Source organism: Mesorhizobium marinum (assembly GCF_040813675.1).
GTDB lineage: Bacteria > Pseudomonadota > Alphaproteobacteria > Rhizobiales > Rhizobiaceae > Mesorhizobium_K > Mesorhizobium_K marinum.
Map to the genome: position 1 here is coordinate 133,186 of NZ_JBFOCI010000007.1, position 20,107 is coordinate 153,292.

Here is a 20,107-nt window from a genome sequence, read left to right on the forward strand (position 1 = left end):
CAGGCGCTGGACTTGGCCGGCGAGGGAAATATTGTGGCACAGGTCCGGCCGGCGAAGGCTGGACGGATTCGCGGTGCGTCGTGCCCGGTCACACGGGCCGGGGCGGATGACGCCCTGAACCGAGACGAGCGAGGCGATGCCGGAAACCCTGACCCACGACTACGCGCAGTTGCGCGACGCCGTCGTCCTGCTTCTGGCCGCGGTTACCGTGGTCCCGCTGTTCAAGGGTTTTGGCGTCAATTCGGTGATCGGCTATCTCGTCGCCGGCGTCGCCATCGGTCCGCACGGCTTTGCGCTGGTGGGCGATCTCGAAGGCACGCATCGGCTGGCCGAACTCGGCATCGTCTTCATGCTGTTCGCGATCGGACTCGAACTGTCGGTCGAGCGGCTGCGGGTGATGGCTCGCTACGTTTTCGGCTTCGGCGTGGCCCAGGTGGCGGTCACCGGAGGCGTGCTCTTCGGCGCGGCGATGCTGATCGGGGCCGGATGGGAGCAGGCAGCGGTCATCGGCGGCGCACTGGCGCTGTCCTCGACCGCCTTCGTCCTGCAACTGCTTTCCGAGCGGGGCGAGCTGTCGACGCATTTCGGGCGCGTCATCCTGTCGGTGCTGCTTCTGCAGGACCTGGCCGTCGTGCCCGGCCTGGCGGTGGTGACGGCGCTTGGCGGCGCGCCGGACGAGCTCGTCCCGGCCTTGCTGCTCGCCGGGCTGAAGGCCGTGGCGGCGCTCGGCGTGCTCATCCTGGCCGGCAGGTTCGTGCTGCGACCGCTCTACCGCATGATCGCCAACACCCACAGTCCGGAACTGTTCGCCGCGGCCACGCTGCTGGTCGTGCTGGCGACCGCCTGGGGAACCGCCGAGGCAGGGCTGTCGATGGCGCTCGGCGCGTTCCTGGCAGGGCTGATGCTGGCCGGCACCGAATACCGCCACCAGATCGAAGCAGACATCCGTCCGGTGCGGGGCATCCTGATGGGCCTGTTCTTCATCTCCATCGGCATGCTGATGGACATGCGGGTCATCTTGCCCCGTTTGCCGGAAATCCTGGCTGTGACCGCGGGCCTGATCAGCGTCAAGGCGCTGATCATCCTGCTGACCGGGCGGCTGCTCGGCCTGCCGCTGTCGGTGGCGGCGAACGCCGGCCTTCATCTGTCGCAAGGCGGCGAGTTTGCCTTCGTGCTGTTCTCCCTCGCCATGGGAACGGCGGTTCTTCCTGTTGAAACAGGGCAGTTTCTGCTCGCGGTGGCGGCGATCAGCATGGCGTTGACGCCGCTGCTGGCTGCGGCCGGCCGGCGTGCGCAGGGCTGGCTCGATCATCGCGGCGTTGCCGGCGCCGACACGCTCGCCGCGGAAGCCGAGCAGTATTCGGGCCACGTGGTGATCGCGGGCTTCGGCCGCGTCGGCAAGACGATCGCCGAGATGCTCGACGAGCGCGGCTTCAAATGGATCGCCGTCGACCGCCATGCGGCCAATGTGGCCGACGCCCGGGCGAGGGGCCTGCCGGTGTTCTTCGGCGACGCCGCGAACGACGCGATCATGCAGGCGGCGAGGACGGACCATGCGCGCGCCGCCGTCGTCACGCTGGACGACCCGACCGCAGCCGGCGCCGTGCTCAGGGGCATCCGCAAAACCCTGCCCGACCTGCCGGTCATCGTGCGCGCCCGCGACACCAGCAACATGAAGGACCTGCTGCGCAGCGGCGCCAGCAGCGTGCTGCCGGAAACGGTGGAATCCAGCCTCCTTCTCGGCGGCGCGGTGCTGCGCTCGCTCGGCGAGGACGACGCGCAGGTCGACCAGGCGATCGAGGCGATCAAGCGCGCCACCTACCAGAAAGCGGAGCCACGCGGCGACGCCTGAGTCACGCAGGCATTGTCCGGCTTTGCCGTCGAAGGTTGATCAAAATCAAGGAAGACCCGGCGCGATCGTGGAACAGTCCGGCGGCCGTTCGCGGGACGCCAGCCGTCCCGGTCGAACGCAGTTCAGTCATGCCGGAGATACCAGCGAAATGATCCTGCCGAACAATGCCGTGGTGGCCGTAGTCGACGGAAAGCGGATGCGGCTGTTCCGCAACGCCGGCCGCGAACCGCATATCGAACTGGTCGACCTGCCGTCGCCCGAACTCGAACCCGCCAAGGCGGGCTCGGGGTCGCGCCACCGCAGTTCGTCGGCCAATCCCGACGACAGGCGCCAGGCCGAAGACGACTTCGCCGCGGCGGTGGCCGATCATCTGAACGGCGAGGCGCTCGCCGACAGGATCGAGCAGCTGGTGATCATCGCCGACCCCCGCACGCTCGGCGAACTGCGCAGGCATTTCCACGACGTGCTGGAAAAGAGGTTGATCGGCCAGCTCGCCAAGGACCTGAGCGGGCGGCCGCCCGAGGCGATCAAGGCGGCCATCGTCGACGCCTGAGCGGGCCGCTGCGACATCGACCGGAACGGCCGGGGCAACTCCGCCCCGACTTTTCGTTTTTTGGGGTGGGCCGCGGACTGCCCGACCAGGTCAGGTCGAGCCGCTGTGCCGGTGCGGCATCCTCGCGACACCGGCCCAGCCGTGCTCCACTACAACTGGTTGCGGTCGCCTCAGCGGGCCATCAGGATCGGAAGCGGCGTATCGTCGATCACCGACTGCGTCACGCCGCCGAAGATGCGTTCCCGCAGCCTCGAATGGCCGTAGGCGCCCATGACCATCAACTCGGCGGCCGTATCGACGGCATGCTGGCGCAGCGTCTCGTCAACGGTCCTGCCCTGGCTGGACAGGCGATCGACCGTCACCTTGACGCCATGCCGCGCCAGATAGGCGGCGAGGTCGGCGCCGGGTTCCTCGCCCTGTCCGTCTTCGCCGACGAGCGGATCGACCAGCACGATGCGCACGTCCTCGGCGGCTGCCAGCAGATCCCGGGCATGCGATACGGCGTTGGAGGCCTCGATGCGCGAATCCCAGGCGATCAGGATGCGTTTGGGTTTCAGCGTCGGCGACGTTCCCTCCGGCGCGAGCAACAGCGGCTTTCCGGACGAAAACAGCCCGCCTTCGACGGTCTTCGTCTTCAGGACGCCGCGCGACAGCAATTCCGGCCCGACGAAGAGCAGGTCGCAATAGCGGGCACGCCGCCCGATGACGTCGTCGGCCGCTCCCTCCTCGGCGTATTCGCTGGACACGTCCGAAGACACGCCGGAGGACGCCAGCAGTGCGGTGACCGCCGCGGCGCGCGTCTGCAGGATATCCATGTCGGCCTGCCTCTCGCTGAGCCAGTCCTGCGACACGAAGGCGGCGTATTCGCCGATCGGCGGCGGCGCGGCCAGCCCGACCACCAGGACGGCCAGATGGGCTCCTGCCTCCTCGCAAAGGGCGATCGCCAGCTTCAGGTCGCCGTCGCCGAGATCGGCGCCTGTCACGGCGAGGACGGTCTTGTAGGCCATGGAAACTACCTCCACCTGCTTGCGTTCAGGCGCTGCCGGGTACGCCGGCGCCAGTTGAGCCGGATCGGGACGGTTCCCGACCACCTGCCGACGGTATGCACCCGCCAGCCAGCCCGCGCATTGAGCAAAATCAAAGAACGGGCAGTTGTCCCTTGTCCAGCCGACATGCCATCACAACTGGAGAGCATACTCCGGGCGTGGCTGCGGAATAGCGGCTCTATACTTGCCGCCGGTCTCGTCGCCCGGCCGTTCGCAGAACAGCCGCCGTCGGCCGTAAAAAGATGGTAAGTTGTAAACAGGCAGAGGCCAGCCGCGACTGCCCGGTATGATCGTCAGGCCGATGCATGAGATTTGAAGCGTGGAGGATGACGAATGGACCCAGCCAGGTATTTCGACAGATGGTTCCAGAGCTATTGCGAGTCCGAACGCTCGCACTGGCTGAAGGGGGCCATGCGAGCCGAGTTCAAGTTGGCCGCCTACGAGGCCTTCAACGAAGGCATCGCCTTCCAGAAGACGATGGAGGATGAAGACGGCCTGTCCGATAGTTGAATGCCGAGGATCGAGCGTGTGCAGGCGCCAGGGCTTGGGCCGGCTGCGCAAAAATGATCCAGATCAAATACAGGGCCAAGACTGTGTTCTAGGGTGACCGCGGGCGCCACGACCTTTGACGTGGGCCTGCATGCTGTTCGAACGGCGATACAGCAACGCCGGTCGCGACAGATTGAACGTCGTAGGTTTGGGAAGACAGCCTGTCATTCGCATAGGCGTCGGGCAGACCGGACATCGCAGACACTACAATCCGGTACATCGATGCATGCGGAGGCCAGGCGGTCGACCCCGTCATATCAGCCATCGGCGCGCCTGGCTGGCAGTCGCGCCGCCTGAAGGAGGGAGTTGCGATGAAGCCCCGTCTTGCTGCCGTTCTGACGGTTGCCGGTTCCGTTTTTGCCATGCCTGCCTACGCGGCCGGCGACGATGTCGGCACGCTTTCTCCAGACAAGGCGGACAGGGCATTCGCCGCGAAGCCCGTCTATTCTCCCTACGCCGGGCGCAGCTTTCCGATGCGTCCACTTTTCGGCGACACGCACCTGCACACCGGCGCCTCGTTCGATGCGGGCGCCTTTGGTGCGCGGCTGACGCCGCGCGACGCCTACCGGTTCGCGCGCGGCGAGGAGATCATGGCGTCGAGCGGCCAGGCGGCCAAGCTGTCGCGGCCGCTCGACTTCCTCGTGGTCGCCGACCATTCCGACAACATGGGCATGTTCCCCGACCTCTTCGCCGGCAAGCCGGAGGTGCTCGCCGATCCGCAGGCGAAGACCTGGTACGACGAAATCAAGGCTGGAGAGGGCGGCAAGGCCGCGCTCGAGATCATATTCGCCTTCGGCAAGGGAACGCTGCCCAAGACGATGCTCTACGGACCGGACACGCGGCCGTACAAGAATGCCTGGCAGGATACGATCAAGGCAGCCGAGGAGTACAACGATCCCGGGCATTTCACGGCCTTCATCGGGTACGAGTGGACTTCGAACACGGCCGGAAACAACCTGCACCGCAACGTGATCTTCCGCGATGACGCCGACAAGGCCAGCCAGGTCGTGCCCTACACGACGCTCAAGCCGCTCGGCAGCGATAATCCGCGCGACCTCTGGAAGTGGATGCAGGCCTACGAGGACAAGACGGGCGGCAACGTTCTGGCGATCGCCCACAACGGCAATCTTTCCAACGGCCGCATGTTCCCGCTGATCGAGTCGTTCACCGACAAGCCGGTGGACAAGGAGTATGTGGAGCAGCGCGCGCGATGGGAGCGGCTCTACGAGGCGACGCAGACAAAGGGCACGGGAGAGGCGCATCCGCTGCTCTCGCCCAACGACGAGTTCGCCGATTTCGAGATATGGGATTTCGGCAATCTCGACGCCAGCGTGCCGAAGACGCCCGACATGCTGGAATTCGAATATGCGCGTTCGGCGCTAAGGAACGGGCTCAAGCTGGAGGCCGAACTCGGCACCAACCCCTACAAGTTCGGCATGATCGGCAGCACCGACGCCCATACCGGCCTGGCGGCGGTCGAGGAGGAGAACTTCTTCGGCAAGACGACGCCGCAGGAGCCGAGCCCGGAGCGGCTTACCGCTACTTTCGTCAAGGAGGAAAAGACCGGCATCACGGTGATGGACTGGACGGTCGGCGCGTCCGGCTATGCCGCCGTCTGGGCCGAGGAAAACACGCGCGAATCCATCTGGGACGCGATGCAGCGGAAGGAAACCTATGCGACCACCGGCCCCCGCATGCTGGTGCGCTTCTTCGGCGGCTGGGACTTCGAGGCGGCCGACGCGCAGACGCGCAATCCCGGCGCGGTCGGATACGGCAAGGGCGTGCCCATGGGCGGCGACCTCAGCGCGGCGCCCGAGGGAAAGGCGCCGACCTTCCTCGTCGCGGCGCTGAAGGACCCGATCGGCGCTAATCTCGACCGCTACCAGATCGTCAAGGGCTGGCTGGACAAGTCGGGCGATACGCACGAGCAGGTCTACGATGTGGCCTGGGGCGGCGATCGCAAGCCGGACGCCGACGGCAAGCTTCCCTCGATCGGCAGCACGGTCGACGTCGCAAATGCGACCTGGACCAACACGATCGGGGCGCCGGAACTCATCGCCGTCTGGAAGGATCCGGATTTCGATCCCGCGGTCAGGTCGTTCTACTACGGTCGCGTCATCGAGATCCCGACGCCGCGCTGGACGGCCTATGACGCCAAGCGCTTCGGCAACACGCCGCTCGAGGGCACGCGCATGACCGTCATCGAACGCGCCTACACCTCGCCGATCTGGTACACGCCGAAAAGTTGAACGCCGGCGGACGCCGGGCGCGAACGGCCTTGGTCGGTCGGGAATTCGGTGCTACTTTCGAGGTCGGGGCAACTACTGGCCAATACTGGCCCGCGTACCTGGAGAGCTGTCATGATTTTCCGTACACTTGCTGTCTCCTTTGCCGGCGTCCTTGTTTCGGGGCCGGTCTTCGCACAGGTCACGACCGACGCCGGCACCATCGATCCGGCCAAGATCGAGCGGTTCTTCAACCAGCCGGGGTATTCGCCCTATGCCGGCCACAACTACCCGATGCGGCCGCTGTGGGGAGAAATCCACCTGCATACCTCCTGGTCGGGCGACGCGATCGCCGGCGGCACGCGCGTCGGCCCCGACGACGCCCTGCGCTATGCCGAGGGCCACGAGATCACGTCGAGCACCGGGCAGCAGGTAAGGCTTTCGCGGCCCTACGACTACATGATGGTGGCCGACCACTCGGATGCGCTCGGCGTGATGAGCGGCGTGCTGGCGGGCGAGTCCGCGCTGATGGCGGATCCGCAGCTGAAGAAGTGGAACCAGGGCATGAATGCCGGTGGCGCGGAGGCCAGCAAGGTGATGATCGAGATCATCACGGCGCAGGGCGAAGGAAAGCTGCCGAAGCCGATGACCGACAACGACACCCAGTTCGACATGTGGCGCAAGATGACGGAGATCGTCGAGAGCCACAACGATCCGGGCCGGTTCACCGCGCTGATCGGCTACGAGTGGACGTCGAACTTCGGCGGCGGCAACAACCTGCACCGCAACGTCGTCTACCGCGACGGCAAGAGCTTCGCCGACCAGGTGCGGCCGATGACCACCTTCGACAGCGAACAGCCTCGCGACCTCTGGGACTGGATGCAGGGCTACGAGGACAAGACCGGCGGCAAGGTGCTGGCGGTGCCGCACAACGGCAATTTGTCGAACGGGCTGATGTTCTCGACCGAGACGCCGGACGGGCATCCGATCGACCAGAAATGGGTTGAGACGCGAGCCCGCTGGGAGCCGCTCTACGAGATCACGCAGGGCAAGGGCACGTCGGAGCAGCACCCGTCGCTGGCGCCGGCCGACGAGTTCGCCAATTTCGAGATCTGGGACAAGGGCAACCTGAACGTGAAGCCCAAGAAGCCCGGCGACCTGAATTACGAATATGCCCGAGAAGCGTTGAAGCGCGGGCTGAAGCTTGAGCAGGAGTTCGGCACCAACCCGTTCAAGTTCGGTTTCGTCGGCTCCACCGATGCGCATACCGGCGTCTCGTCGACCGAGGAGAACAATTTCTGGGGCAAGTTCCCGAACAGCGAACCCAGCCCCGAACGTTCGACCGGCAACGCCTTCGACTTCGAGGGGCGGACGATCAAGGACTGGCAACTCGGCGCTTCCGGCCTGACCGCGGTCTGGGCGGGTGAGAATAGCCGCGCCTCGATCTGGGATGCGATGAAGCGCAAGGAAGTCTACGCCACGACCGGCACGCGCATGTTCGTGCGCTTCTTCGGCGGCTGGGACTTCGCCGCCGAGGATGCGCTGAGGCGCGATCCCGCCGCCGTCGGCTACGGCAAGGGCGTTCCCATGGGCAGCGACCTGCCGCCTGTGCCGGACGGCGCCAAGGCCCCGAGCTTCCTCGTCGCGGCGTTGAAGGACCCGCTTTCGGGCAATCTGGACCGCATCCAGATCGTCAAGGGATGGCTCGATGCGAAGGGCGAGATGCAGGAGCACGTCTACGACGTCGTCTGGGCCGGCGACAGGAAGCCCGGAGCCGACGGCAAGGTGCCGCTCGTGGGCAGCACGGTCGATCTGCCGAACGCGACCTGGACCAACACCATCGGCGCGCCCGAACTGATCGCCGTTTGGCATGATCCAGACTTCGATCCGGCCTTGAAGGCGTTCTACTACGCCCGCGTGATCGAAATCCCGACGCCGCGCTGGACGGCCTACGACGCCGCCTACTTCAAGGAAACCTTCGCGCCGGAGGTTCCGATGGAGGTGACGGAGCGGGCCTACGCGTCGCCGATCTGGTACACGCCAGGCGGCTAAGGGCAACTGCCTTGACGCTCGCCGCAGGGCGATGGCGAGCGGTCCTGGCCGCCGCGACCGCCGCGTGCGTGGGGGGCGGCGCGCCGTCCCCCGTTCTTGCCTGCGGATACGAAAATCCGGACGCGGTGGCGCTCGGTTCGCTGAACTGGGCCTACCCCGATGCGCTCCACGTGCACACGGCGGTTTGGCAGGCGGAGGATGCGGGCATCCTGCCGCCGCGCGTCCAGCCGTCGCCGGCGGGTCCGCTCGCCTTCTATCGCGCAGCGGCCACGATGACGCGCTTTGGAGCGCGGCTTGCCGATGCGCGTGCGCCTGGAACGGAACTGGCGATCTCGGTGGTTCTCATTCCTCAGGTCATGTGGACACGCTACCAGATCGGCCCCGAGGGGACGCACACCACCACCCACGCCGACGGGCCGGCCGCGGGCGACCTAGTGGTCGTGACCGGCGAGAAGGTCATGCGAGCTATCCTCGACGGCCGGCTGAACGGGGCGGAGGCCGAACGCCTGGGACTGCTTCGCCTTTACGGTCGCGACGGACAGTCGGCTGCCGCAAGAGCGGTGATCATGCGCGCGGGCTCGCAAGACCGGGTGGCGGCCGGCGCCTCCGGAACGACCGACTTCTAGCGATGCCATGACCGGAATGCCGCTCTTGCGCCGCGACCTCCAATCATGTGACGTGCATTGTTCGTCGCGACCGCAGGTGCCTCGTGCTGAAAAAGATCGTTAGGGAACCGCTGGTTCATTTCCTGCTGCTGGCGCTTGCCATCTTTGCGGTCTACGGGCTGTTCGAAGGCGCCAGCGCGAAGAAGCCGGACAGCATCGAGGTCTCCGTTCCCAAGATCGAGCAGATGGTGTCGATTTTCGTCAAGACGTGGCAGCGTCCGCCGACGCCCGGCGAACTCAAGGGCCTGATCGACGACTACGTGAAGGAAGAAATCTACGTCCGGCAGGCGCTCGATCTCGGCCTCGACAAGGACGACACCGTGATCAGGCGGCGGCTGCGCCAGAAGATGGAGTTCCTTGCCGACGCTGAAACGCCGGTGCCGACAGAGGCCGACCTCCAGGCCTATCTCGACGGCGCGCCCGACGCGTTCCGGATCGACGGCACGGTGGCCTTCCAGCAGGTGTTCCTGAACGGGCAGCAGCGCGGCGAGGCGGTGGCGCAGGATGCCGCCGCCATGCTCGCGACGCTGACCGGCAACCCGGGCGCCGACCTCTCCGCGCTCGGCGACGCAACCATGCTGCCGCCCGAGATGCCGCTGTCCACCCAGGCCTCCGTCGCCCAGACATTCGGGCCGGAGTTCGCTGCGGCCGTGGCCAGGGCTCCCGCCGGCACGTGGACCGGACCCATCGCGTCCGCCTTCGGGCTGCATCTCGTCCGGGTGACCGATCGCGTCGAAGGGCGCGTGCCCGCTCTCGATGAAGTCCGTGAAGCCGTGGCGCGCGAATGGACCAACGACCGGCGCCGGGAACTCGAAGACGAGCGCTTCGCCGAGCTCCTGAAGAGCTACACGGTGACGATCGCGCGCCTGCCGGGCGACACCGCTTCGCAATGACGCGCCTGGCGGCCTTCCTTGCGCTGCTCGCGATGATCCTGCTCGCCGGGGCGGCCTCGGCGCACGAGATCCGTCCGGCCTATCTGGACCTGCGTGAAACCACAGCCGACACCTTCTCCGTGGCCTGGAAGGTTCCGTCGACGGGCGATATGCGCTTTGCGCTTCACGTACGGCTGCCGGCGTCCTGTGCGACCCAGACCGAGCCGACGCCGTCGATGGAGGCGGACGCCTATTTCGAGCGCTGGACCGCCGTCTGCGCGGGCGGCCTGAAGGGCGGGACCATCGGCATCGACGGGCTGGCCTCGACGATGACCGATGTGCTGGTCAGGATCGAGTATGCGACCGGCGACGCCGAGGTAAAAAGGCTGTTGCCGGATTCACCTTCCTTCGTCGCGGCGGGGACACAGACGGGCCTGGAAGTGGCCGGCACCTACTTCCTGCTCGGCGTCGACCACATCCTGTCGGGGCTCGACCATCTGCTGTTCGTGCTCGCGCTGATGCTGCTGATCCGCGACCGCTGGATGCTGTTGAAGACGATCACCGCCTTCACCATCGCGCACAGCATCACGCTGGCCGGCGCCGCGCTCGGCTATTTCAGCCTGCCGCAGGCCCCGGTCGAGGCGACGATCGCGCTCAGCATCGCCTTTGTCGCCAGCGAACTGGTCAAGTCGAGACCAGGCGAGCGCCGGCTGTCGGAAGCCTATCCATGGGTGGTCGCGTTCGCGTTCGGGCTGCTGCACGGTTTCGGCTTTGCCGGCGCGCTGAAGGAAATCGGCCTGCCGCAGTCGGACGTGCCGCTCAGCCTGCTGACGTTCAACCTCGGGGTCGAGGCCGGGCAACTGATCTTCGTGGCCGGGGCGCTGGTCCTCTGGAAGGCCGTGCAGGCGCTCGCCGAATTGCCGATCGAGCGGCTTCGCCTGTTCGGCGCCTACGCCATCGGGACGGCCGCGATGGTGTGGCTGGTCCCGCGCCTCGCCGCGCTGATCGCGTAGCGCCGTCTCGCGCTACGCCCTCGGCACGGCGCCGTGGACACGCCGTGCAGAAAGCGAGACCGTCAGTTGATCCGGATGCCGGTGCCCGCGTCGAAGAGATGGAGGCTGCCGGGCTGGGGCAGGACCGTCAGGCTCTCGCCCGGCCTTGCCGAAATGCGCTCGCGCAGCGCGATCATCACCTCGCTGCCGGCAAAGCGTGCCGCGACCTGCGTTTCCGCGCCGGTCGGCTCCACGGCCAGGATCTCTGCCGAGTGGCCCGTGCCGCTCTGTGAAAAGTGCTCCGGGCGGATGCCGAGGACCACGTCGCGCGCTCCGGCGGCGGCCGTTTCCGAGCCGAGGTCGATCCGCGTACCGTCGGCGGCGACAAACCCGCCGGCGGTCAGCGTGCCGCGCAGCATGTTCATCGCCGGCGAGCCGATGAAGCCGGCGACGAACAGGTTCGCCGGCTGGTCGTACAGTTCGAGCGGCGTGCCGATCTGCTCGACCTGGCCGTCATGCATGACGACGATGCGGTCGGCCATGGTCATGGCCTCGATCTGGTCGTGCGTGACATAGACGGTCGTGGTCTTGAGCCGGGCGTGGTTCTGCTTGATCTCGCTGCGCATTGCCACGCGCAGCTTGGCGTCGAGGTTGGAGAGCGGTTCGTCGAACAGGAACACCGCGGGATTGCGCACCATGGCGCGGCCCATGGCGACACGCTGGCGCTGGCCTCCCGACAGTTCCTTTGGCCGGCGTTCGAGATAGGGGGTGAGCCCGAGGATCTCGGCGGCGCGGGCGATGCGCTGGTCGCGTTCCCCGCGGCTCATGCCCTTCAGCTTGAGTGCGAAGGCCATGTTCTCCTCGACGGTCATGTGCGGATAGAGCGCATACGACTGGAACACCATGGCGATGTCGCGTTCCTTCGGCGCAAGGTCGTTGATGACCTGGCCGCCGATTGCAATTTCGCCGCTGGAGATTTCCTCCAGGCCCGCGATCATGCGCAGCAGCGTGGACTTGCCGCAGCCGGACGGCCCGACGAGCACCAGGAACTCGCCGTCCCGAATGTCGACGGAGACGCATTTCAGCACCTCCGTCTTGTTGTAAACCTTGCGTACGTCGCTGATCGTGACCGCACCCATCGCACAGACTCCAAAGGCTAGTAGGTGGCGCGGCCGCCTGAGAGGTCGAAGACCGATGCGGTGGTGAAGCTGTTTTCGGGGCTGACCAGCCAGCCGACCATGCTCGCTGCTTCCTCGACCTCGAGGAAGCGGCCACGCGGGATGCGGCTCAGCATGTAGTCGATGAATTCCGGCTTGAGCTCCTCGAGGATGCGCGTCTTGGCCGTGGCCGGCGTGATGACGTTGACCGCGATGTTGTGCTTGGCAAGCTCCTTGCCCAGCGCCTTGGTCATGGCGATGAGACCGCCCTTGGCCGCCGCGTAGGCCGAGGCGTTGGGGTTGCCTTCCTTGCCGGCGATCGAGGCGATGTTGACGATGCGGCCGTAGTTGCGCGCCTTCATGTGTGGCACGACGGCGCGGTTGACGTAGAACGCGCCGTTGAGATCGATGTCGATGACGCGACGCCATTCGTCGAGCTCATACTCGTCGAGGGGCGCGTTCTTGCCGGCGATCCCGGCGGAATGGACGAGAATGTCGATCCGGCCATGCGCGTCGGCCGTCTGCCTGGCGGCGGCTGCAACGGCATCGGCGTTGGCGATGTCGACCTTCAGCGTCGATGCGGCCGCACCGAGCTTCTCCCTGGCGGAGGCGAGGACCTCCTCGTTGATGTCCCAGAGGCTGACGCGGGCGCCCGATGCGACGAGGCGTGCCGCGATGGCGAAGCCGATGCCCTGGCCGCCGCCTGTGACGATGGCGACCTGGTCCTTCAGTTGGTAGTCGATCATGAGATTGGTTCTTCCAGTGTGATGTCACTTATGTCGTAGAAACGCGCGGCGTTGCCGGCGAACATGGCGAAGAGTTCGTGGTCGCCGAGATCGGCGTAGGCCGTGCGGAAGCTCTCGTAGGTCTGCCGGAAACTGGCGAAGCGGGTCACCACCGGGTGGTCGCTCGCCAGCATGCAGCGGTCGGGGCCGAAGGCGTCGAGGCAGGTCAGCAGGACCTCGCGCAGGCTCGCCTCCGTCCAGTCGGGATCATAGGCGACCAGGTCGGACACCTTGAGGACGACGTTTTGCGCGCGCGCAAGGCTGCGCAGGCCGGCCGCCCACTGCGCCATGCCTTCGGCGCTGCGGTCGAACGGCGAGCCGCAATGGTTGAGCGCGAACTTCATGCCGGGATAGGCGAGGGCAAGCGCAAGGGCGTCCTCCGCCTGCCAGGGCGAAATCAGCATGTCGAAGGAGAGGCCGAGCCGCTGCAGCGCCTCCAGTCCTCGCCGCCAGGCCGGATCGGCCATGCGATGCCGGTCGGTCACCGCCGACTTCGCGGGGTCGGGATGCCAGCTCAGGATCTGGCGGATGCCGGCGACGCGGCCATGCGCGGCCACGGTCTCCAGCAGCGCCTCGACGCCGGGATCGGCAAGGTCGGCATAGCCGACATAGCGGGATGCGATGCCGCGCGGCCGTTGCAGCCCGTCGAGCCAGGCGATCTCGCCGAGCGGGTCGGCGGGATCCCAGTTGGCCTCGACATGCACGCTGGCGACGATGTCGTAGCCGTCTGCCTCGCGCAGATAGTCCGCGGGAAGGCAGTCGCGCGCCAGCTTCGCATCGGTCTGTCCGCGCAACCACGGGTGCCGGTCGAGCGACAGGTCCCAGAAGTGGTGATGCGCGTCCACGATCGGGCCGGCATAGAGGCCGTTCCGGTCACGCATGTGCGGCACTATCGGCCCATGTGCAGGCGACGGCCGACCTGGTCGGCGAGCGTCATCCAGCGGCGCGCAATGCGGCCTTCCCGGGCGACGGCCTGCGCAAGCGCCTCCTTCTGGATCTCACCCAGCCGTTGCACGGGCAGCGCCTGCGCGCCGTCGAGCTCCTCTGCCAGCGCAACGAAGCGTTCGGCCGCCTCGGCGCCGCCGAGCAGCGGCGCCACGTCGCGCTGCATGAACTCGGCCCAGGTGAGCTCAGGATTCCAGCAGAAGCGCGCGAAGGCGAGGTAGCTGATCTCGACCGTGGCGAAATAGTCCGACGGCTCGCCCCAGACGGTCAGACCCTCCATGTTGAGCTGCTTGCCGCGCGTCGCCATGTCGGCGAAGGTCTTGGCGTTGAGCGCGTAGCGCTCGGTGCGTTCGTCGCCGTTCCACTGGCAGGCGAACTGGCAGCGCAGCACGTTGGGCTGGGTCGGCAGGGTGCTGACGTATGCGGGGTCGAGTTCCGTGCGCAGCCGCTGCCAGTAGCTGCGGTTGGCGGTATGCTGGTAGATTGCGCCGGGTGGCAGCGCCTTCTGCGCCTCGGAGGCGACCGGCTCCAGCAGGTTGTCCCACTGCATCTCGCAATAGATCCAGAGATCGGGCCGCTTGGCCTTGGCGGCATTGTAGAGGCGCGGGAAGTTCGCGGCCATGTCGGTGTGCGACCAGGAATCGCCATGGTCGTCGACGCGGCGCCTGGCCTCATCGTCATTGCCGCGACGGAGCCGGCAGCGCTCGCAGCCACAGACGCCGTAGTCGCCGCTCTCGATGTTGATGCCGCCGATCTCGAAGGTCTCGGCCAGCCAGGATACGGCTTCCTCCATCCAGTCGATGACCTCGGGCGCGCTCGGGCAGGCGCTGACGGTATAGTCCGAATGCGGGAAGTTGAGCGGGAAGGCGAGGTCGGCAAGCTGGAAGCCGACGTCCTTCTCCATGGTGGCCGCGTGCTGGGGGTTCTGCTTGAGCCAGGTCGACAGGTTGTAGCGGTGCTTGCCTTCCCAGTAGACGCCGCCATAGGCGCCGATGGCGATGCCGGGGATGATGCGCACGCCGCGCTCGTTGGCGTAGCGGCAGAGTTCCTGCGCCGCCTCGATGCCGCCGTGGCTGTCGCGCAGGAAGCCGTAGACGACGATGGCGGCGATGCGGTTTTTCGAACAGAAGTCCACGAGCTTGCGGTAGTCGTCGAGAAAGCCCTTCGGTGGCTTCTGGAACGGGTTGAAGACGCCGATCTCCTGCTGGCCGATCTGCGACAGCTCCCAGTTGGTCGAGTGGTCCCAGGTCCAGAAGGTGCGGTAGGCGAGGCCGGGCTCGCCACTGACGGGGCCGTTCGAGAATGCGGCGGGGTCGAGATGCGCGCCGGCGCGCTCGATCAGTTCCTCGACACCGTAGATCACGCCGGAGAACGGCCCGCCGCGCACGACGATCGCGTCGGCTTCGGCGGCGATCACGTACGCCCCTTCCTTCAGCCCCTCGTCGAGCTGGAGGCGCACCCGCGATTGTGCGTTCGCCGTGACCGATTGCCTGAGCCGCCGAGCCGCGTGCGGATGCCTGTCTTCGCCATCGATGATCATGCCAGTCCTTCCCTAATCCGTTTGACAGAGTAAAGCAGCGACCCTATCAAATATCAACATCATATTTCGCTGGTGATAACATCTGTCCAACCGGGGAGTTTCATGCCGTCCGATACCAAGTCCCTGATTTCCGGCCTCAGGCAAACATGGCCGATGCCTTCGAAGCCGCGGCCCATCACGATTCTGGGGGCAGGCGGAATCGTGCGCGACGGCCATCTCCCGGCCTATCGCAAGATGGGCCTGCCGGTTGCCGGCGTGTTCGACCTCAATGTCGACGTGGCGCGCCAGCTCGCCGCCGACTTCGATGTGCCCGTGGTGCACGAGACGCTTGATTCGGCGCTGGCCGCCTGCGGCACGAACGGGGTCTTCGACCTGGCGCTGCCGCCGGCTGCGATCCTGGCGACGGCCGAAAAGCTTCCCCGGGGCAGCGTCGCACTGATTCAGAAGCCGCTCGGGCCGGAAGGCGCCACGGCGCGGCGCATCGTCGACGCGCTCGATGCGCGCGCGGTGACGGCGGCGACCAACTTCCAGCTCCGCTTCACCCCCTCGATGCTGGCAATCCGGGATGCGGCGCAGAAGGGCCTGCTCGGTGACATCGTCGACGTCGAGGTCAGGCTCGCGGTCTACATGCCATGGGAGCTGTGGTCGTTCATCCCGCATCTCGATGCGGTGGAGATCCCGCTGCATTCCATCCACTACCTAGACTGGATCCGCTCGCTGATCGGCGAGCCGGACAGCGTCTACGCCAAGGCGGTCAAGCACCCGCGCTACGCCAACCAGGCCGACGCCCGCTCCAGCATCATCCTCGACTATGGCGACCGGGTGCGCTGCGCGCTTTCGCTCAACCATACCTACAACTTCGGTCCCGAGCACGTCGAGGCGACCATTCGCGTCGAGGGCACCAAGGGCGCTGCGCATCTGACGGTGGGCTACCTCGTCGACTACGTCAGGCCGGTGCCGGAACGGCTGGAAATCATCACCGAGGGCGGCCAGTGGACCGACCTGCGGCTGGCCGGCGAGCGCGTGCCGGACGCGTTCGGCTTCGTGATGGCCAACCTGCAGCGCTACGTCGCCGGCGAGGATGCCGCGCTCGACACCGACGTCCACGATTCCGTTCGCACCATGGCGCTGGTCGACGCGGCGCTGAAGTCGAGCCGGATCGGTGGCGTCGTGCCGGATTCTGTGTGAGCAAATTATCGTATACGAAAATGTGCTTTCATAAATCAAAGTTCTCGTGTTAGCTGTCGATCGATGGGCGCCGGGGGACCGGCGACCCCGTCTGACGGAGAGGGCCGCTCCCGATGGGGCGGTGGACAAAATGGGAGCGTTACGATGAACAGCATTTGGAACAACTCGGTATCGACCATGTCGCTCAGGGCGGGCTGCGTCGCCGCAGCCTTCGCGGCGGCGGTGTTCGGCGCCGTTGCGCCGGCCTCGGCCGAGGACGTCACGATCAAGGTGCTCAACTGGCAGCCGGGCGGCCCGGACTACTGGACGGCGCTGGTCAAGGCCTTCGAGGCCGAAAACCCGGGCATCAAGGTGGAACTGGAAACGGTCCCCTTCGACCGCTATCCGGAAGTGCAGGGCCCCTACATCGCCACCAAGAGCGGCCCCGACGTCATGCAGAACAATTCGGGCCTCGAGCTTTACGATCGCCGCTCGGCCTACATGCAGCTTCCGGCCGACCTCGTCACCAGCGCCGGCACGGACCTGATCACCTACAGCGGCGGCTGCCTGAACTTCGACCTCAACCAGGCCTGCTACGGCTTGCCCTTCGGCTACCAGGGCAACGTGATGTACTACAACAAGGCCGTGCTCAAGGAAGCGGGACTCGATCCGGCCAGCCCGCCCAAGACCTGGGACGAAATGGACGCGGCCTGCAAGGCTGTGTCGGCGATCGGCAAGACTTGCCTGGCGCATGGCATGACCGGCGTCTTCCCGACCTACTGGAACTTCCCAGAGGTCGCACGCAACTACCTGACCGAGGATGACATGCGCGCCGTGCTTGCCGGCGACATGCCCTGGACCGACCCGAAGATGAAGAGCATCCTCGAGGCGATGGCGTCGATCGGCAAGCGTGGCTGGATCAACTCCAACTCGCCGTCGATCTCGATGCTGCCCGACGGCGCCGATATCTTCTCCAGCGGCAACGCCGCCTTCGCCAGCACCATCATCGCCGACGCCGTCAACTGGCAGGCTTTCGGCGCGGCGCTGGGCGACGAGAACGTTGGTGCGATGCGCTGGCCCGTGCTGGTCGCGGATGCGCCGCTCGCCGACCGCTTCAGCGGCGTCGAAAGCGCGGTCTTCGGCGTTGCCTCGTGGTCCGACAAGCAGGACGCCGGGCTGAAGTTCGTCAAGTTCATCGCCGGCAAGACCAACGGCGACCTTCTCACCTCGCTCGGCGGCGGAATCCCGCTCAACAAGAACGTCGACCAGAGCCTGTTCCCGAAATCGGCGGCGCTCGAGCAGATCCGCGAGATCATCAAGTCTCCGACGCTGCATGTCGGCGTGCTTCTGAGCGGCCAGGAAGCCGACGCGCTCGCCCGCGGCTGGCAGGAAGTGACGCTCGACCGCATGACGGTCGACGAATGGGTCGCGCGCATGCAGGTCGCTCTCGAGGAGAGCCCCGGCAAGAGCGACGAATAGGCGGCGCCGACGCGCCGGGCGGGGCCGCGACAGGCCCCGCCATGCTCCAGCCGAGGCATGAGACGATGACGTTGCAGACCCCAGCAGCCCCGAGAGGCGGAGCGGCGCGCAAGCGCCGAGGCAGCATGCCGTGGCTGGCGCTCGCGCTGGTTCTTCCCGGCGTGGCGCTCGCCGTGCTGTTCAAGCTTGTGCCGCTCGTCCATGCCTTCTGGCTCAGCCTGCTGCGCACGCGTGGCTTCGAGGACCCGACTTTCGGCGGCATGCGCAACTACATCTCGGCGTGGAACGACCCCGCCGTCTGGCAGGCTTTCCGCAACGCCGTGATGGTTTTCCTCACGCTGCCCGTCTGGGTCTTCCTGCCGCTGATCATCGCGCTCCTGCTGTTCCAGCGCACGCCGGGCTGGAAGGTTTTTCGCGCGGTCTATTTCCTGCCCTACATGATCGCCCCGGTCGTGGTCGGCATCATGTTCCGCCAAATCCTCGCGCCCGAAGGGCCTCTCAATGCGCTGCTGATCAACATCGGGCTGGCGCCGCTGGCCATCGAGTGGCTCAACGGCCCCAACAGCGCGCTGTTCTCGCTGACGGCCGTGGCGCTGTGGGCCTTCTTCGGCCTCGGCGTGCTGACCTACCTTTCCGGCCTGGCGACAATCCCGCAGGATATCGTCGAGGCCGCACGGCTGGACGGGGCCGGCTTCTTCCGGCTGATGTTCAAGATTGCGATGCCGCTGATCAAGCCGGTCGTCGGCTATTGGACCGTGCTGTGCATGTCGAGCATGCTGATCTGGATGTTCCCACTGATCTACGCGTTGACGCGTGGCGGACCGGGCAGCGCCACCATGCTGCCGGAGTATCTCGTCTTCACGACCACGTTCGAGTTCATGAATCGCGGCAAGGGCGCGGCCATAGGCATGGCGCTGTTCGTCTTCGCCGCCGTGATATCGGCGTTCGTCGTCCGGCGCATGTACCAGGAAGGGAAGGGGAGATCGTCATGAGCGCCGATGCGATGATCCCGCGCCGGCGCCGCCGGGGCAGCCGCGCCCTGCGCAGCCTTGGTAAGTGGCTGGTGACCTTTGTGCTCGTGGTGATCGCACTGGGGGCGCTCTATCCGCTTCTCTTCACCATCATCAACTCGCTGAAGTCGCGCACGGCCTATGCGCAGGACCCGCTCGGCCTGCCCGATGCGATCAGCCTCGACAACTACATCGACACCTTCAACCGCATGCAGGTGCCGCAGTTGCTGTTCAACAGCGTCGTCACCACGGCGGGCGGGCTGCTGCTCTCGACGGTGGCCGCGCTGTTCATCGCCTATGCGGTGACGAAGCTGCGCATGCCGGGCGGCAACCTCGTCTTCCTCTTCGTGATCTCGATGCTGGTCATTCCGAGCCAGGTGGTGATCTACCCGCTCTACGAGACCATCCTGGGCCTCGGCCTTGGCGGCACCTACCAGGGACTGATCCTGTCCTATGCCGCCTTCGGCCTGCCGATGAGCACCTACCTGCTGGTCGCCTATTTCCGGGCGATCCCGGACGAACTCATCGAGGCGGCGCGGCTCGACGGCGCCGGCGACATGCGCATCCTGTTCCAGGTGCTGCTGCCGGTTTCGACGCCGGCAATCGCCGCGCTCTCGATCCTCAACTTCGTCTGGATGTGGAACGACCTCCTGCTGCCGCTGGTCATCATGGGCGGTTCGGACAAGACCACGCTGATGGTCGGGGTGGCGCTGGTGTCGGGGCAGTACGACGTCTCGATACCGCTGATCAGCGCCGGCCTCATCGTTGCGCTGCTCCCGGTCATGATCGTCTACCTCGTGTTCCAGCGGCAGATCCTGAACGGCGCCATCGCGGGAGCGGTCAAGTGAGCCGCGGCCGCCCCGGCGATGCCGTGCTGTTCGTCTACCGGCTCAAGCCGGGCATGGGTCCCGAGTATGACCGCGCCCACCGCGCCGTGTGGGCCGAGATTCTGGACCTCATCGATGAGGCCGGCATCTACGACTACCAGATCTGGCGTCGAGGCGACCTCGTCGTCTCGCGCATGCGCACCCGCCACGGTTACGACCATGCGCGCGCCGTGACCGGCGCGAGCGCGGTGCAGAAGCGCTGGACGGAGTCGCTCGGCCATGTCTTCGACGAGATCGCGGACGCCGAAGGCGAGCCGCTCTGGCTGGATGAGGTCTTCAGCCACCCGGTCGTCGGCGAAGGCGGGTCGTCATGAGCCCCAGTGCGCCCAGT

At 66.5% G+C, this 20,107-nt stretch carries 18 protein-coding genes; 13 read left to right on the top strand and 5 right to left on the bottom strand.

Translation table 11 applies throughout. From position 1 onward, the window contains the following. Positions 1-136 precede the first annotated feature (136 nt). Positions 137-1,852, top strand: a complete 1,716-nt coding sequence (locus ABUE31_RS19880; RefSeq protein ID WP_367725478.1) for a monovalent cation:proton antiporter-2 (CPA2) family protein — start codon at positions 137-139, stop codon at positions 1,850-1,852. A 148-nt stretch (positions 1,853-2,000) separates the two neighbouring features. Next, positions 2,001-2,405, top strand: a complete 405-nt coding sequence (locus ABUE31_RS19885; RefSeq protein ID WP_367725479.1) for a host attachment protein — start codon at positions 2,001-2,003, stop codon at positions 2,403-2,405. A gap of 170 nt (positions 2,406-2,575) precedes the next feature. On the opposite strand, the gene ABUE31_RS19890 is transcribed toward ABUE31_RS19885, so the two are convergent. Beyond that, complete coding sequence (locus ABUE31_RS19890; protein ID WP_367725480.1) at positions 2,576-3,412, bottom strand: universal stress protein; 837 nt, start codon at positions 3,410-3,412, stop codon at positions 2,576-2,578. Between the two features lie 372 nt (positions 3,413-3,784). On the opposite strand from ABUE31_RS19890, the gene ABUE31_RS19895 reads away from it, so the two are divergent. The 6 genes from ABUE31_RS19895 (at position 3,785) to ABUE31_RS19920 (ending at position 10,827) form a co-directional block, all read left to right on the top strand. Next, positions 3,785-3,961 carry a hypothetical protein gene (locus tag ABUE31_RS19895; protein WP_367725481.1) on the top strand — a complete coding sequence of 59 codons (177 nt, stop codon included), beginning with the start codon at positions 3,785-3,787 and terminating at the stop codon, positions 3,959-3,961. 401 nt (positions 3,962-4,362) lie between these two features. Then, the gene (locus ABUE31_RS19900; RefSeq protein WP_367725592.1) at positions 4,363-6,249 is read left to right on the top strand and encodes a DUF3604 domain-containing protein; all 1,887 of its coding nucleotides are present in this window, start codon (positions 4,363-4,365) and stop codon (positions 6,247-6,249) included. A gap of 111 nt (positions 6,250-6,360) precedes the next feature. Further along, positions 6,361-8,277: a DUF3604 domain-containing protein gene (locus ABUE31_RS19905; RefSeq protein ID WP_367725482.1), complete on the top strand. Its 1,917-nt coding sequence runs from the start codon at positions 6,361-6,363 to the stop codon at positions 8,275-8,277. 11 nt (positions 8,278-8,288) lie between these two features. Then, complete coding sequence (locus tag ABUE31_RS19910; RefSeq protein WP_367725483.1) at positions 8,289-8,903, top strand: hypothetical protein; 615 nt, start codon at positions 8,289-8,291, stop codon at positions 8,901-8,903. An 83-nt stretch (positions 8,904-8,986) separates the two neighbouring features. Further along, on the top strand, positions 8,987-9,835 hold the full coding sequence (locus ABUE31_RS19915; protein WP_367725484.1) for a peptidyl-prolyl cis-trans isomerase: 849 nt from the start codon (positions 8,987-8,989) through the stop codon (positions 9,833-9,835). Beyond that, positions 9,832-10,827, top strand: a complete 996-nt coding sequence (locus ABUE31_RS19920) for a HupE/UreJ family protein (RefSeq protein ID WP_367725485.1) — start codon at positions 9,832-9,834, stop codon at positions 10,825-10,827. The genes ABUE31_RS19915 and ABUE31_RS19920 overlap by 4 nt, the downstream gene beginning before the upstream one ends. A 62-nt stretch (positions 10,828-10,889) precedes the next feature. Here the strand turns inward: ABUE31_RS19920 and ABUE31_RS19925 are convergent, their stop codons facing one another. From ABUE31_RS19925 to ABUE31_RS19940, 4 genes are read right to left on the bottom strand one after another with little or no spacing between them, the layout of a single operon-like run. After that, a complete protein-coding gene (locus ABUE31_RS19925) occupies positions 10,890-11,945 on the bottom strand; it encodes an ABC transporter ATP-binding protein (protein ID WP_367725486.1) in 1,056 nt (351 codons plus the stop codon). Positions 11,946-11,962: 17 nt separating this feature from the next. Further along, a complete protein-coding gene (locus ABUE31_RS19930) occupies positions 11,963-12,709 on the bottom strand; it encodes an SDR family NAD(P)-dependent oxidoreductase (RefSeq protein ID WP_367725487.1) in 747 nt (248 codons plus the stop codon). Continuing rightward, positions 12,706-13,629, bottom strand: coding sequence for an amidohydrolase family protein (locus ABUE31_RS19935; RefSeq protein WP_367725488.1), 924 nt, complete (start codon positions 13,627-13,629; stop codon positions 12,706-12,708). The genes ABUE31_RS19930 and ABUE31_RS19935 overlap by 4 nt, the downstream gene beginning before the upstream one ends. An 8-nt stretch (positions 13,630-13,637) precedes the next feature. Further along, positions 13,638-15,233, bottom strand: coding sequence for a beta-N-acetylhexosaminidase family protein (locus ABUE31_RS19940; RefSeq protein ID WP_367725489.1), 1,596 nt, complete (start codon positions 15,231-15,233; stop codon positions 13,638-13,640). Positions 15,234-15,386: 153 nt separating this feature from the next. On the opposite strand from ABUE31_RS19940, the gene ABUE31_RS19945 reads away from it, so the two are divergent. The 5 genes from ABUE31_RS19945 to ABUE31_RS19965 all read left to right on the top strand — a co-directional run bounded on the left by ABUE31_RS19945 (position 15,387) and on the right by ABUE31_RS19965 (position 20,090). Then, positions 15,387-16,421 (top strand): Gfo/Idh/MocA family protein, encoded by a 1,035-nt coding sequence (locus tag ABUE31_RS19945; RefSeq protein WP_367725490.1) that lies wholly within the window; start codon positions 15,387-15,389, stop codon positions 16,419-16,421. A gap of 144 nt (positions 16,422-16,565) precedes the next feature. Beyond that, positions 16,566-17,879, top strand: coding sequence for an ABC transporter substrate-binding protein (locus ABUE31_RS19950; protein WP_367725491.1), 1,314 nt, complete (start codon positions 16,566-16,568; stop codon positions 17,877-17,879). Positions 17,880-17,944: 65 nt separating this feature from the next. Continuing rightward, positions 17,945-18,871 (top strand): carbohydrate ABC transporter permease, encoded by a 927-nt coding sequence (locus ABUE31_RS19955; protein WP_367725492.1) that lies wholly within the window; start codon positions 17,945-17,947, stop codon positions 18,869-18,871. Beyond that, a complete protein-coding gene (locus ABUE31_RS19960) occupies positions 18,868-19,737 on the top strand; it encodes a carbohydrate ABC transporter permease (RefSeq protein WP_367725493.1) in 870 nt (289 codons plus the stop codon). Before ABUE31_RS19955 ends, ABUE31_RS19960 begins: the two co-directional genes overlap by 4 nt. After that, a complete protein-coding gene (locus ABUE31_RS19965; protein WP_367725494.1) occupies positions 19,734-20,090 on the top strand; it encodes an L-rhamnose mutarotase in 357 nt (118 codons plus the stop codon). Before ABUE31_RS19960 ends, ABUE31_RS19965 begins: the two co-directional genes overlap by 4 nt. The last annotated feature ends 17 nt before the right edge of the window (positions 20,091-20,107 follow it).

Excerpts from the sequence above, each read along its gene's own strand:
- ABUE31_RS19885 (WP_367725479.1), top strand. The coding sequence starts at position 2,001 with ATGATCCTGCCGAACAATGCCGTGGTGGCCGTAGTCGACGGAAAGCGG.
- ABUE31_RS19895 (WP_367725481.1), top strand. The coding sequence starts at position 3,785 with ATGGACCCAGCCAGGTATTTCGACAGATGGTTCCAGAGCTATTGCGAG.
- ABUE31_RS19940 (WP_367725489.1), bottom strand. The coding sequence starts at position 15,233 with ATGATCATCGATGGCGAAGACAGGCATCCGCACGCGGCTCGGCGGCTC.
- ABUE31_RS19950 (WP_367725491.1), top strand. The coding sequence starts at position 16,566 with ATGAACAGCATTTGGAACAACTCGGTATCGACCATGTCGCTCAGGGCG.
- ABUE31_RS19955 (WP_367725492.1), top strand. The coding sequence starts at position 17,945 with ATGACGTTGCAGACCCCAGCAGCCCCGAGAGGCGGAGCGGCGCGCAAG.
- ABUE31_RS19880 (WP_367725478.1), top strand. The coding sequence starts at position 137 with ATGCCGGAAACCCTGACCCACGACTACGCGCAGTTGCGCGACGCCGTC.
- ABUE31_RS19935 (WP_367725488.1), bottom strand. The coding sequence starts at position 13,629 with ATGCGTGACCGGAACGGCCTCTATGCCGGCCCGATCGTGGACGCGCAT.
- ABUE31_RS19920 (WP_367725485.1), top strand. The coding sequence starts at position 9,832 with ATGACGCGCCTGGCGGCCTTCCTTGCGCTGCTCGCGATGATCCTGCTC.
- ABUE31_RS19960 (WP_367725493.1), top strand. The coding sequence starts at position 18,868 with ATGAGCGCCGATGCGATGATCCCGCGCCGGCGCCGCCGGGGCAGCCGC.
- ABUE31_RS19930 (WP_367725487.1), bottom strand. The coding sequence starts at position 12,709 with ATGATCGACTACCAACTGAAGGACCAGGTCGCCATCGTCACAGGCGGC.
- ABUE31_RS19900 (WP_367725592.1), top strand. The coding sequence starts at position 4,363 with ATGCCTGCCTACGCGGCCGGCGACGATGTCGGCACGCTTTCTCCAGAC.
- ABUE31_RS19905 (WP_367725482.1), top strand. The coding sequence starts at position 6,361 with ATGATTTTCCGTACACTTGCTGTCTCCTTTGCCGGCGTCCTTGTTTCG.
- ABUE31_RS19925 (WP_367725486.1), bottom strand. The coding sequence starts at position 11,945 with ATGGGTGCGGTCACGATCAGCGACGTACGCAAGGTTTACAACAAGACG.
- ABUE31_RS19945 (WP_367725490.1), top strand. The coding sequence starts at position 15,387 with ATGCCTTCGAAGCCGCGGCCCATCACGATTCTGGGGGCAGGCGGAATC.
- ABUE31_RS19890 (WP_367725480.1), bottom strand. The coding sequence starts at position 3,412 with ATGGCCTACAAGACCGTCCTCGCCGTGACAGGCGCCGATCTCGGCGAC.